Genomic DNA, 13,174 nt, shown 5'->3' with positions numbered 1-13,174 from the left:
GCCGGTCCCGAAGTCCAGAGTTGCTCCGTTCGGGTGATTGCGAGTGATTGCGAGTAGTCGCCGCGGAGAGGCGCGCAGAAGTGGGGAAGCGAAGAGTGCGGCGGGCAACGCGCATCACCGGACGACGTGCCACCCGCCGCGGGCGAAACCGTTTCGCCCGCGGCGGGCGACCGTGCCGCCCGCCTAGGAGAAACGTTTCCTCAGTGGATGTGGGCGCTCATGATCCGGTTTCGCGACCGGCCCATCATCTCCTCGCGCTCGTCCTCGGTCAGTCCGCCCCACACGCCGTAGGGCTCTCGGACCGCGAGTGCATGCGTCGCGCATTCGACGCGCACGGGGCAGCGCATGCACACCTCCTTGGCCGCCGCTTCGCGCGCGCTCCGCGCTGCCCCTCGCTCGCCCTCGGGGTGGAAGAACAGCGAACTGTCGACGCCTCGGCAGGCGGCGATCAGCTGCCAGTCCCAGAGGTCGGCGTTGGGGCCCGGGAGGCGGGAGAAGTCTGCCATTGCTCATCTCCTCAAGAGGTGGGCTGTGGGTGGGGGGCATCTTCCAGAAGCAAGTTCTCTGGGGCCGGTGCCTTCGACCGTACATCTACCATCGAAGTAGATGTAAATATGATTCATCACAAAAACGCCAATGAACTCCCGCCATGCGGGTAAAAAGCCGCCAAACAGGCAAAATCTGACATTGCGCCCCGCTCGGCGGTTCGGGTGTCCGGCAAGTGGGCGCGCGAGCCGCTGCGGTTTGTCCCCCGATGTGCCCATGTGACCTGCGATGTAGCTGATCCGTGTCCGCCCGCGCACAGAGAGTGCGGGAGATGCCCGCCAAACTCCGTAACTCTTTCGAGTGAGGGTCGTTGAAGGTGCGGAAGTGGTTGGCGGTCGAACTATTCGGGCAGGCGCCCGAAGCCGTCAGCCCCACCGGTGACGATTTCGTACAGCCTGGAGGCTCAACGTGACGCGGATCAGCTGCGGAGGACGGTCATGACTTCCGTCCTCGTCTGCGACGACTCCCCGCTTGCCCGAGAGGCCCTGCGCCGCGCGGTGGCGACCGTGCCCGGCGTCGAGCGCGTAACGACTGCGGCCAACGGCGAGGAAGTCCTCCGCCGCTGGGGCGCCGACCGCTCGGACCTCATTCTGATGGACGTGCGCATGCCCGGCCTCGGGGGTGTGGAAACGGTGCGGCGGCTCCTGTCCGCCGACCCCGGTGCCCGCATCATCATGCTCACCGTCGCCGAGGACCTGGACGGGGTCGCCCTAGCGGTGGCGGCCGGCGCCCGCGGCTATCTGCACAAGGACGCCTCGCGCGCCGAACTGCGGGCCACGGTGACCCAGGCCCTCGCCGACCCGACCTGGCGGCTCGCCCCGCGCAGGCTGCGCTCGGCCGAGATGGGCGCTGCGCCCACGCTGACCGCGCGTGAGATCCAGGTGCTGGAGGGCATGAGCCACGGCCGCTCCAACGCGGAGATCGGCCGTGAGCTCTTCCTCTCCGAGGACACGGTGAAAACGCACGCACGGCGGCTCTTCAAGAAGCTCGGCGCATCGGACCGGGCGCACGCCGTCGCGCTCGGCTTCCGCTGGGGCCTGGTCCGCTGAAGACGTGGGCTTGCTGTGCACCGGCTATGGGGTCGCTCTGCTCGTACCGGTTTCCGGAGCGAGGACGCATGCTTGAGGTATGGGACTCATCGGGGACGGGCGGGCGGGGCGGCACATGCAGGAGCAAGTGCATGAGCAAGTGCCTGAGCCGGTGCATGGCATGACAGCGGCCGGCGCGGTCTCTCATAACGCTTCGGGGCAGATGTCCGGGCGCGATGCGGCGGATCGTCCGGTGGGGAGGCACTATGGACGGATGCGCGACGAGGCGGCAGGCAACGAGACAGGCATCGGCGCTCTCGTCAGTCGCGCCGTGGAGGGCGACGAGCAGGCCACCCACGATCTGCTGGCCCATGTCCACCCCCTGGCCGAGCGCTACTGCCGCACCCGGCTGTCCCGATTGCCGGGCGGCGCGCGTCACTTCGTGGACGACCTCGCACAGGAGGTCTGCCTCGCCGTGCTCTGCGCGCTGCCGCGCTACCGCGACCAGGGCCGCCCCTTCGAGGCGTTCGTCTTCGGTATCGCCGCCCACAAGGTCGCCGATCTGCAGCGGGCCGCGATGCGCGGCCCCGGCAGCACGGCGGTCCCCTCGGAGGAGATGCCCGAGCAGCCCGACGACTCCCTCGGCCCCGAGGAGCGGGCACTGCTCAGCAGCGACGCCGAATGGGCCAAGCAACTGCTGGCCAATCTTCCCGAGCACCAGCGCGAGCTAGTCCTGCTGCGGGTGGCGGTCGGCCTGAGTGCCGAGGAGACCGGCCAGAAACTCGGCATGTCGCCCGGGGCCGTACGGGTGGCGCAGCACCGCGCGCTCAGCCGGCTGCGGGCGCTGGCTGAGGAGACCACGCAGGCCACCCCGGTCGACGTGGACGGGCCGAAGGACCTGAGCGCGTAGGACCCTCGTCCGACGGCGTGTCCCGTCTGGGAGCGCACTGAAGATCTAGGCCGGGCTCGCGACGCCCTGCCCGCACATCTGCTGCGTTGGCCGGATTCCCGGATAGAACACCACTATCCGGGAATCCGTCCACCGTGCAGCTGCACGCACCGGACGCCGCTCGCTGACCCGGCCTAAATCTTCAGCACACTCCTAGCCCAGTACCATGGGACATCTCGCCGGGCAAGACCATGGAGAAGGTGTCATGACGCTGAACGCCGACGGAGTAGCCGAGAAATTCGGACTGCTCGGACTCACCTACGACGACGTGCTGCTGCTGCCCGGCGCGTCCGAGGTGCTGCCGAACCAGGTCGACACCTCGTCCCTGGTCTCCCGCAACGTCAGGGTCAACATCCCGCTGCTGTCCGCCGCCATGGACAAGGTCACCGAGGCCCGGATGGCCATCGCCATGGCCCGTCAGGGCGGCGTCGGCGTCCTCCACCGCAACCTGTCCATCGAGGACCAGGTCAACCAGGTGGACCTGGTCAAGCGCTCCGAGTCCGGCATGGTCACCGACCCGATCACCGTCCACCCGGACGCCACGCTCGCCGACGCGGACGCGCTCTGCGCGAAGTTCCGGATCAGCGGCGTCCCGGTCACCGACGGCAGCGGCAAGCTCCTCGGCATCGTCACCAACCGCGACATGGCCTTCGAGACCGACCACTCGCGTCAGGTCCGCGAGGTCATGACCCCGATGCCGCTGGTCACCGGCAAGGTCGGCATCTCCGGCGTCGAGGCGATGGGTCTGCTGCGCAAGCACAAGATCGAGAAGCTTCCGCTGGTCGATGACGAGGGCCGCCTCAAGGGCCTGATCACCGTCAAGGACTTCACCAAAGCCGAGAAATACCCCACCGCCGCCAAGGACGCCGAGGGCCGCCTGCTCGTCGGCGCCGCGGTGGGCGCCAGCCCCGAGGCACTGGAGCGCGCCCAGGCGCTGGTCGGCGCCGGGGTCGACTTCATCATCGTCGACACCTCGCACGGCCATAACAGCAACGTCCTGAGCTGGATCTCCAAGATCAAGTCCAGCGTCTCCGTGGACGTCATCGGCGGCAACATCGCCACCCGCGACGGCGCCCAGGCGCTCATCGACGCCGGCGTCGACGGCGTCAAGGTCGGTGTCGGCCCCGGCTCCATCTGTACGACCCGGGTCGTCGCCGGCGTCGGCGCTCCCCAGGTCACCGCGATCTACGAAGCCGCGCTCGCCGCCCAGGCCGCCGGGGTCCCGATCATCGGCGACGGCGGCCTGCAGTACTCCGGCGACATCGGCAAGGCGCTCGCCGCCGGCGCCAGCACCGTCATGCTGGGCAGCCTGCTCGCGGGCTGCGAGGAGTCGCCCGGCGAGCTGATGTTCATCAACGGCAAGCAGTTCAAGTCGTACCGGGGCATGGGCTCGCTCGGCGCGATGCAGTCCCGTGGCCAGGGCCAGTCCTTCTCCAAGGACCGCTACTTCCAGGCCGAGATCTCCTCCGACGACAAGCTCATCCCCGAGGGCATCGAGGGCCAGGTCCCCTACCGCGGGCCGCTCGGCACCGTGCTGCACCAGCTCGTCGGCGGCCTCCGCCAGACCATGGGCTACGTCGGCGCCGCGACGATCGACGAGATGGAGTCCAAAGGCCGCTTCGTCCGCATCACCGCGGCCGGGCTCAAGGAGAGCCACCCCCACGACATCCAGATGACCGTCGAAGCCCCGAACTACCAGTCCCGCTGACGCGTACGGCACAGCCCGCGGCCCCGTACGTACGGCCGCGGGCTTTCGCCTGCCGGCCCTGGGATAATGGGCCTGGCAAGCCACGAAGGAAAGGCCACACACGTGACTGAGATCGAGATCGGGCGGGGCAAGCGGGGCCGCAGGGCCTACGCATTCGACGACATCGCCGTCGTCCCGAGCCGGCGCACCCGGGACCCGAAGGAGGTCTCGATCGCCTGGCAGATCGACGCCTACCGCTTCGAGCTGCCGTTCCTCGCGGCGCCGATGGACTCCGTGGTCTCCCCGGAGACCGCGATCCGCATCGGCAACCTCGGCGGGCTCGGGGTGCTCAACCTCGAGGGCCTGTGGACGCGGTACGAGGACCCGGAGCCGCTGCTGGCCGAGATCGCCGAGCTGGACGACGCGGCGGCCACCAAGCGGCTGCAGGAGATCTACGGGGAGCCGATCAAGGAAGAACTGATCGGTCAGCGCATCAAGGAGGTGCGCGACGCGGGTGTGGTCACCGCCGCCGCACTCTCCCCGCAGCGCACCGCCCAGTTCTCCAAGGCCGTAGTCGACGCGGGCGTCGACCTGTTCGTCATCCGGGGCACGACCGTCTCCGCCGAGCACGTCTCGGGCTCGCACGAGCCGCTGAACCTCAAGCAGTTCATTTACGAGCTCGACGTCCCGGTCATCGTCGGCGGCTGCGCCACCTACACCGCCGCCCTGCACCTGATGCGTACCGGCGCGGCCGGCGTCCTCGTCGGCTTCGGCGGCGGCGCCGCGCACACCACCCGCAACGTGCTGGGCATCCAGGTGCCGATGGCGACCGCCGTGGCCGACGTGGCGGCCGCCCGCCGCGACTACATGGACGAGTCGGGCGGCCGCTACGTCCACGTCATCGCCGACGGCGGCTTCGGCGCCAGCGGCGACCTCCCCAAGGCCATCGCCTGCGGCGCCGACGCCGTGATGATGGGCTCTCCGCTCGCCCGCGCCACCGACGCACCGGGCCGCGGCTTCCACTGGGGCATGGAAGCGGTCAACACCGAACTGCCGCGCGGCAAGCGCATGAACCTCGGCACCGCCGGCACGACGGAGGAGATCCTCCTCGGCCCGTCCCACGCACCGGACGGCTCGATGAACTTCTTCGGTGCCCTGCGCCGTTCGATGGCCACGACGGGCTACAGCGACCTCAAGGAGTTCCAGCGCGTCGAGGTGACGGTGTCTCCCACGCACCACCGCTGACGTCTGCCGACGTAGGCAGCACCAAGGGCCCGGACCGCGCTCCTCGCGCGGTCCGGGCCCTGTCCGTAAGGCACTTCTTTACGTCACTTCTTCTTTCCGAAACCCGGGGCGAAGTAGATCGTGTACTTGCCGTTGCCGGTCCGGTTGCTCTCGATGACCTTGTGCACGCGGTATCCGGCCTGCTTGAGCGTGGGCTGGAGCGCGGTGTCGATGCCGGCGGTCTGGGTGAAGTCCAGCACGACGATCGAGTAGAGGTGGTCCTTGACGGCGGCCTGGAGGGCCGGGGTCCCGCTGAGGGTCTTCTTGGTCTTGGGATCGGTGTAGCTCTTGCCCACCAGGTCCTGCCACTGCTGCCAGTTGGAGGACTCGCGCAGGTAGTAGGCCGGGACGTCGTAGTTCTCGACCAGATACTCGTCCTTGCCCTTGTGGACGTAGGGCTTCAGCGCGGACACCAGGCCCGTGGAGTCCGGCCACTCGTTGAACATGTACGAAGCCTGGCTCGCTCCCACATAGCCGAGGGGGCCGACGACCAGTGCGGTGACGAGGACGCTCGCCACGACATGGACCTTGCTCCGCAGGGCGGCGAAGATCCGGGCGAGCAGGAGTCCGGCGACGATGCAGGCGAACCAGGCGCCGAAGTCGACGTGCTTTTGCAGGGACAGCCAGGTGTGGATGCGGACCTGGTTCACCGGCGCGAGCAGACCGCCCGCCAGCAGGACCAGGGCGAGCCAGAACTCGGCCCGGTTGTTCTTGCCGCGCGAGGTGGAGAACAGGGTCACAATCACGCCGATGAGGGTCAGGACCAGCAGGGGGCCCACCCACTTCGCGGCCTCCTCCGCCACATACGAGGCGGAGTCGGTGCCCGGCGTACGCATCAGGGTGGTGTGGTTGAACCCGTCGACGTAGGTCGTCGCCGAGACGGCGGGGACGACGAGGGCGATCAGCCAGACGACCGCGAGTTCGATTCCCCGCCGCCACCGGGCGCGCTCCCAAGGGGATCCTCCGCTGCCCGCGAATACGGCGATGCCCAGGATCACGGGTGCCCACAGCAGCGAGGCGTACTTAGTCCAGTCGGCCAGGGCCATGGCGACGGCGGCGACAACCGTGCTGGGGTATCCGCCGCCGGTCGTCAGCCGCACCGTGAAGTAGCCGGCGCAGGCGACCAGCGCGAGCGCCATCGAGTCATAGGTGGAGTATCCGCCCAGGAACTGGGTGGGTCCCATGGCGGCGAACAGCGCCGCCGCGAAGAAGGCGGCGAGCGAGCCGTACATCCGCCTCGTCGCCGCGTGGACCGCGAGGGTGGCGGAGAGCATGAACACCAGGCTCAGCAGCCGCGTGCCGCGCAGGCCACCGACGATATCGGAGAGCGCCACCACGACCGGGTACAGCAGCGGCGAGCCGGAGAAGAAGCTCTCGTACGAGGCGACGGGGTCCCCGTGCACCAGATGCGCGAGCTCCTGGTATCCCGAGTAGATGTACGTGCCCTCGTCGACGAACGCGGTGTTGGCGCCGGTGAGGCGGAAGGAGAGCACACCCTGGACCAGCAGCACCACGAGCAGCGGCAACCAGTCCGTGCGGAACACGGCCTTGGGAGGCTTGACGACCGGTGCCGGCGGCCGGCGGCGTGTTTTCCTGTCAGCCGCGCGGCGGGCGGCTGCGTCCTGGGTAACCGTTCCCAGCGGCATGGTGGCGGGGTCGGCCGGGCCTGGGGCGGGGCGGCCAGGCGCAGGTCTGGTGCCTGTGCCGGCTCGCGGTCCGGCGCCCTCGGGTCGGATCCAGGTTCCATCTGCAGTCATCAGGCGGTCTTTCTCGCTCGGAAGTCGGCGCCTTGACCCGACGGAACGCCCCCCCGCCGGTCTATCGCTCAAGTGTGTGGACGATGTGTGGATGATAAGCCATCGTCATGACGCCAGACCGTTGTAGGGCAGCTGCCAGCGCTGCGACGCTCCGTTGTGGCAGGGCTTCAGCTGGGCGGTGACGCCAACCGCAAGCGAGCCGCCAGCGGTGTCCAGACAGCGGCCGGACGCGGTGTTTACGAGGCGGTGGCCCGGGTCGGTGGCCCAGCGCTGGGGGGTGCCGCCGGTGCAGGCGGCCAGCACGGCCGTCGTGACGCTACCGCTCTTCTTCGCGGGCTGGAGGCAGCGCCCGCCTGTCCGCAGCGAACCGTCGTTGGCCACTGTCCAGGTCGTCTTTCCTCCGGCGCCTCCGCAAGACCCGGTAGCGGGGCGGCCGTCCGCCCGCAGGCAGATCCCGGCGGCTCCGGATCGCAGGACCCCGACCGGCAGGCCGACGCTGTTGTGGAAGGCGAAGGAGAAGGTGCGCAGGCCGACTCCGCCGTTCCAGATCTCGAAGCCCGCCGCCACCTTGCACAGGTACGACTCCGGCGGGACGTAGCCGCGTTGGAGTGCGTCGGCGGTGAACAGCCGGAGGTCGAGTCGGCGGGCGGTATGGGTCGGCTCGGCCCTGACGTAGCTGATCACGCTGTGCGCACCGGTGATGGGGGCCGCGAAGACCGCGTAGGAGGCGTCCCCCAGGGTGACTGTCCCCGGAATGCGGCTCCCTGCGGGCGCAATGTCGTCGGTGGCGTCGAGCCAGATCATCACCTCAGCGCTGGAGGCGGAGTCGCAGTTGCCGGCGCTCGGGCCGTACCAGAGGTCGTAGGCCATGTTGTACGAACCCGAGGCGGCGGCCCAAGCGCTCCAGTCGCTGGTCGCGTCGCCCAGGTCGCCGACCCGCACCGGCAGCCCGGACGTGCCGGGGACGGTGGCGATGTTGGGATAGGCGTCAGGGGCTTTCGGATTCTTCGCGACGAGCCCGCGCACTGCGGAGACGGTGAAGCCGGTGCTGCCGGGTGTGTCCAGGCACAGGCTACCGGCGGAGGTGTTCCACGCGTTCGGCTCGATGCTGAACTTCCCCGTTTCCACCAGGCGCTGGGGGAAGGGCTGCCGCGTCGACGTGCACACATCGACAGGGCCGGATGCGGATGCCGAGGCCGATGTGGTTTTGGTCGGCGTCGGGCTCTCCGCGTCCGAGCAGCCGCCGAGCAGGCCGATCACGGTGCTACAGGCAACCACCGCCCGGATAGCCCGTATTGACCCGATCAGAGATCCCCGAGGGGTCGCGGTTACCACGATGTGCTCTTTCCTGTGCGATATCAATGAGGCGTAGATCACTCCATATGACCAGTCACGATCGCATTTCGAGCATGATTCGATGTCCGATACGCGCCCATATATGCATGGTTGGTTTCAGAATCCCTCGAAAGCGTTCACGTACTATCCTCATCTGTCCTTAGGATTCTCAGGCACGCTCTGGGTATCTATCCATTTGTCCGGGTTCCCGGGGGGAAAGAGCATGACCGTCACCGATGGCCTTCCGGTCACGGGCGGAGGCAGAGATGCCAGCTCGCATCGCAAGCTGAAGCGGGGGCAGCCCGTCCGCGCATGGCGTGGACTGCTGCCGCAGCCGCCTGACAACGCGGAGAAGTACTCCTACACAAGCCGCAACCTGTGGATTCTCACCCTCTGCTCAATCGTCAGCTTCTGCTGCTTGCTGGTGAGTCAGGTCGCGCTCGCAGGGTCGAGTCCCTGGCTGTGGGTGTACATGCCGTTCCTGTTGTTCACGGTGGTGTACTACCTGGTTTCCCTCAAGGTAAACGGCTTCACCAAGGACTTCGACCTGAAGGGGCACCGCGCGCTGGTGCGGGCTTGGCGCCCGGAGCGCTACCCGACAGTCGACGTGTTCCTGCCCGTGTGTGGCGAGCCGATCGAGGTGCTGCACAACACCTGGACCCATGTCGCGCGGCTGCGGGACCGGTATCCCGGAGTGGTGACGCCGTATGTCCTGGACGACGGGGCGAGCCCCGCACTCGCCTCGATGGCCGTGGATTTCGGCTTCGTGTACGGCAGTCGGCACAAGCGGGGTTGGTTCAAGAAGGCCGGCAACCTGCACTTCGGATTCCAGAACTCCGACGGTGAGTACATCCTCATCCTCGACGCCGACTTCGCCCCTCGGGACGATCTCCTCGAGGAACTGCTCCCCTATATGGAGAAAGACCCGGATGTCGGGATAGTCCAATCCCCCCAGTTCTTCCGGATTCTCGATTCCCAGAACTGGATCGAGCGCGGCGCGGGAGCGGTACAGGAGCTCTTCTATCGCTCCGTCCAGGTTTCCCGGCAGAGCAACGACGGTGCGATCTGCGTGGGTAGCTGCGCCGTCTACCGGCGGGCCGCCCTGGAGACCAACGGTGGGACCACGCTGATCGAGCACTCCGAGGACGTGCACACCGGATTCGACCTGCGCGGACTCGGGTGGGACCTGCGCTATGTGCCCGTGGCCCTGTCCACTGGCGTCTGCCCGGACACCGCGGGGGCGTTCTTCAATCAGCAGTACCGCTGGTGCTCGGGGTCGATGAGTCTGCTGGGTAGCAAGAAGTTCTGGCAGGCCAACCTCCGGCCGGAGTCGCGGATGTGCTACATGTCGGGATTCTTCTACTACATTCACACGGCGCTGTTCACCTTCGCCTCACCTATCATCCCGATCGTGCTTCTGCTGGTGATGCCGGACAAGCTGCAGATCGCGAACATGGGACTGGTCATACCCAGCCTGGTCTACACGACGCTGATCTTCCCTCTCTGGCACCGCAACCCGTACCGTCTCGAGGCGTGGGCGGCCCGGATGATGTACGGCTGGGCCCACGTCTTCGCCATCTGGGACATCCTCCGCCGCAACCGCATGGCCTGGCAGCCGACCGGGTCGAGCGGCGCCAAGAAGAACAAGACCAGGCGCTTCTGGCTCGGCATGATCTTCTGGAGCGGCGGCACGGCCGCGGTCTGGGTGGGCGCCGCGACCTGGCGGATGCTCACCATGCAGCCGCTGGACTTCGCCCTTGTGCTCGCCTCCGGTCTGTTCTACGCCGTGGTCGTGGGGCGAGTTCTCGTTCAGCCGCGTAACAGTGAAGTTGTGTGATTCTCCTGTCTACAAACCATCGCGGCGTCGTCTCCCGGCGCGCGCTTCCGCTGCTGGCACTCCTGTCGGCCTGCCTGATGCTGCTGACCGCGTGTGGTCTGGACGGCAGTTCCGGTACGGCCACGGAAGGAGGGACGCACAACGGGGCCTCGACCGGCGGGGCGAGCGAGGCGGCCCCGGTCACCCCCTATGACGTCACGCCGCTGCTCAAGCCGAGCCACAAGTACCTGGGAGCCGCGCTGGCCGGCGTGCCCCGGTCCCTGGCGGCGCTCAGCAAGTACACCGCCAACACCGGCAAGCAGCCCAACGTCCTGGAGTACTACGCGGCCTGGGGCGACGGTTTCGACACCAGCGGCGTCCGCCGCATCTACAACGCCGGTGCGCTGCCGTTCATGGCCTGGGAGCCCTTCAAGCCCTCCCTCGCGTCCATCGCGAGCGGCAAGTCCGACGCCTACATCAAAACCATGGCGAAGGACATCGTCGCGCTCAACCTCCCCATCGCCATCAGCTTCGGGCACGAGATGAACGGTGACTGGTACTCCTGGGGCCGCACGAAGAACAGCGCCGCCGATTATGTACGGGCCTGGCGCCATATCCACGACGTCTTCGAGAACGCCGGCGCGAGCAATGTGATCTGGGTGTGGTCCCCCAACGTCATCAACCCGATGCCCAACGTCAAACTCAAGCCGTACTACCCCGGCGACGCCTACGTGGACTGGGCCGGGATGATCGGCTACTACACCCTCACCGGGGCGAAGACATTCGACACCCTCTACGGGCCGACGATGCGTCAGATCCGTACCTTCACCAAGAAGCCGTTCTTCATCGCCGAGACCGCGTCCCAGGAGGGGCAGCGCCGCAGCGCGGATGTCGACAGCCTCTTCACCGGCGTGACCGACCACGCTGACGTCATCGGATTCATCTGGTTCAACATCCCGAAGCGCGCGGACTGGCGCATCGAGATCAGCCCGATAGCCCTTGCGGAGTTCAAGAAGCGCGCAGCCGACTCCCGCTTCGGCTTCGACATCAGGAAGCAGTGATGAACAGAGAAGCTGACTCCTGGTTCAGCCCGACCAGCCCGCCGCCCGCATGGGTCGACGAGCACGGCGGTCCGGTCCCTTACTACCCGCCAGCGCCGGTCCACGTCCAGGTCGCACCTCCCGTGGTGCCCGACCGTTACGAGCCGGATCAGTACCTGCCCGATCAGTACCTGCCCGACCCGTACGAGGCCGAACCGGCCGAGGAAAAGGCGGCGTACGAGATACCCGAGACGCCCGAGACCGGATGGTCCGGGGCCCCGAGCCGGCGGCGACGCTGGATCGGCCGGATCGTGCTCGCCGGCGTGCTGCTCATTCAGGCGGCGCTTTCGCTGAGTCTGGGCAATACGGCGGATTTCGCCGAGGCGGCTTCGCTGGTCCTCGGCCGCCAGGAACTCGATCACCTGCTCAACGGGCTCGCGGTCACCACCGACCTGGTCCATGGGTACCCCGGCTCGCCCTCGCTGTACCCAGTGCTGGCCGGGGCCGCCGAGAAGGTCTACGGGCTGACCGGGGCCCGGCTGCTCAGCCTGCTTTTCGCACTGGCCGCAACCGCGCTGGTCTACTCCCTGACCCGCCGCCTGTTCAACGAACGTGTGGCGATCTGCGGCGCCGGAGCCTACGCCGTCCTGCAGTCCACCGTCGTCGTGGGCTACTACGTGTCCCCAGATGCACTCGCGATCCTGCTGGTCGCGTTCGCGGTGTGGATCGTCGTGTACACCAACCGTGCCCCGGTGGCTGCCGTGCTCGCCGCCGCGCCGGTCGCCGCCCTCGCGGCGGCGGTCGAGCACGCAGCGGTGCTCGTACTCCCGACCCTCCTACTCCTGGCCGTGCTCACCTCGTGGCCGCTGCCTACGAAGGGCTTGTTGCGCGGTCTCCTGCTGGGTGCGGGAACCCTCGGCCTGCTGACGGTGACCGGTGCCCTCAGCAGCATCCGGAACGGCACGTTCGCGCGGGGCCAGGGGACCGAGAGCGCCCTTGCCATCCTCACCACCTCCGCCCAGTGGAGCGGCCTGTTCCTATTGGTCGCCTGCGGCGGGGCGGTGGCTTATCTCCGGCGTGCACGCATGTACGAGGTGGTCGACGCGAAGATCGTCGACAGCGCGCCGCTGCGCCGCGCCGCGCTGGGCCTGACCCTGTGTGCGACGGCGGTGCTCGTTCCGCTCCTCCAGGCCCAACTGCACACGTCGGCGGCGATGTTCCGGCACATCGGCCTCGGTCTGCTCTTCGCCGCCCCCCTGGCCGGGGTCGGCATCACCCGAATGGTCGGTGCCCACTTCCGTCAGCCTCAGCTGGGCATCCTGGTGTGGGTCCTGATGCTGGCTCTCGGCATTTCCCAGTCGACCCTGCGATTCGAGAGCTGGCCGGACTCCACCCCCCTGGTCGGCGTCCTGCGCGCTCATGTCAGCGCAAAGGGCCACTACCTCAGCGAAGTGGAAGGCGTCCCGCAGTACTACCTTCGCGACGTCACCGCCCCCACTCAGTGGACTTCGGTCCGGGCCCTGGGTGCGGCCGGCACCGCCGCCGCCGTCAAGAAGGGCTACTTCGGCCTGATTGTCCTCGACAGCGGGCCGACCGCCACCGAGGACAAGGCCGTCACGACGGCTCTCACCACGGCCATCCGCTCCAGCGCCCGTTACCGGCTGATCGCCCAGCTCCCCTATCACGTCTCCGGCGGGTCCGGGACGTACCGGGTCTACGTCAAGCAGTAGTC

General features: G+C 68.0%; 10 protein-coding genes. 7 read left to right on the top strand and 3 right to left on the bottom strand.

Annotated features, from left to right (window positions below):
• Positions 1 to 200: 200 nt before the first annotated feature.
• Positions 201 to 506 carry a WhiB family transcriptional regulator gene (locus tag EFK10_RS28525; RefSeq protein ID WP_127358531.1) on the bottom strand — a complete coding sequence of 102 codons (306 nt, stop codon included), beginning with the start codon at positions 504 to 506 and terminating at the stop codon, positions 201 to 203.
• Between the two features lie 477 nt (positions 507 to 983).
• Here EFK10_RS28525 and EFK10_RS28520 point away from each other — a divergent pair, with 477 nt between their 5' ends.
• The 4 genes from EFK10_RS28520 to EFK10_RS28505 all read left to right on the top strand — a co-directional run bounded on the left by EFK10_RS28520 (position 984) and on the right by EFK10_RS28505 (position 5,455).
• A complete protein-coding gene (locus EFK10_RS28520; protein WP_003948568.1) occupies positions 984 to 1,595 on the top strand; it encodes a response regulator transcription factor in 612 nt (203 codons plus the stop codon).
• A 253-nt stretch (positions 1,596 to 1,848) separates the two neighbouring features.
• Positions 1,849 to 2,484, top strand: a complete 636-nt coding sequence (locus EFK10_RS28515; RefSeq protein WP_206305619.1) for a sigma-70 family RNA polymerase sigma factor — start codon at positions 1,849 to 1,851, stop codon at positions 2,482 to 2,484.
• A gap of 244 nt (positions 2,485 to 2,728) precedes the next feature.
• Positions 2,729 to 4,231, top strand: coding sequence for an IMP dehydrogenase (gene guaB, locus EFK10_RS28510; RefSeq protein WP_127358530.1), 1,503 nt, complete (start codon positions 2,729 to 2,731; stop codon positions 4,229 to 4,231).
• Between the two features lie 102 nt (positions 4,232 to 4,333).
• Positions 4,334 to 5,455: a GuaB3 family IMP dehydrogenase-related protein gene (locus EFK10_RS28505; protein WP_127358529.1), complete on the top strand. Its 1,122-nt coding sequence runs from the start codon at positions 4,334 to 4,336 to the stop codon at positions 5,453 to 5,455.
• An 83-nt stretch (positions 5,456 to 5,538) separates the two neighbouring features.
• Here EFK10_RS28505 and EFK10_RS28500 read toward each other — a convergent pair whose 3' ends face one another.
• Both EFK10_RS28500 and EFK10_RS28495 read right to left on the bottom strand, forming a co-directional pair.
• Entirely contained in the window at positions 5,539 to 7,038 is a 1,500-nt protein-coding gene (locus tag EFK10_RS28500; protein WP_127358528.1) for a hypothetical protein, read from the bottom strand.
• Between the two features lie 318 nt (positions 7,039 to 7,356).
• Positions 7,357 to 8,418, bottom strand: coding sequence for a GH12 family glycosyl hydrolase domain-containing protein (locus EFK10_RS28495; RefSeq protein WP_127358527.1), 1,062 nt, complete (start codon positions 8,416 to 8,418; stop codon positions 7,357 to 7,359).
• Positions 8,419 to 8,809: 391 nt separating this feature from the next.
• Here EFK10_RS28495 and EFK10_RS28490 point away from each other — a divergent pair, with 391 nt between their 5' ends.
• From EFK10_RS28490 to EFK10_RS28480, 3 genes are read left to right on the top strand one after another with little or no spacing between them, the layout of a single operon-like run.
• Positions 8,810 to 10,423, top strand: coding sequence for a glycosyltransferase family 2 protein (locus EFK10_RS28490; RefSeq protein WP_206305618.1), 1,614 nt, complete (start codon positions 8,810 to 8,812; stop codon positions 10,421 to 10,423).
• Positions 10,420 to 11,463 carry a glycoside hydrolase family 26 protein gene (locus EFK10_RS28485; RefSeq protein ID WP_240677523.1) on the top strand — a complete coding sequence of 348 codons (1,044 nt, stop codon included), beginning with the start codon at positions 10,420 to 10,422 and terminating at the stop codon, positions 11,461 to 11,463. Before EFK10_RS28490 ends, EFK10_RS28485 begins: the two co-directional genes overlap by 4 nt.
• The gene (locus EFK10_RS28480) at positions 11,463 to 13,172 is read left to right on the top strand and encodes a glycosyltransferase family 39 protein (RefSeq protein WP_127358526.1); all 1,710 of its coding nucleotides are present in this window, start codon (positions 11,463 to 11,465) and stop codon (positions 13,170 to 13,172) included. Before EFK10_RS28485 ends, EFK10_RS28480 begins: the two co-directional genes overlap by 1 nt.
• Positions 13,173 to 13,174 lie beyond the last annotated feature (2 nt).

The sequence above is a fragment of the Streptomyces soli genome (assembly GCF_003999195.1).
GTDB lineage: Bacteria > Actinomycetota > Actinomycetes > Streptomycetales > Streptomycetaceae > Actinacidiphila > Actinacidiphila soli.
This window is presented reverse-complemented; position numbering and strand designations above follow the sequence as displayed.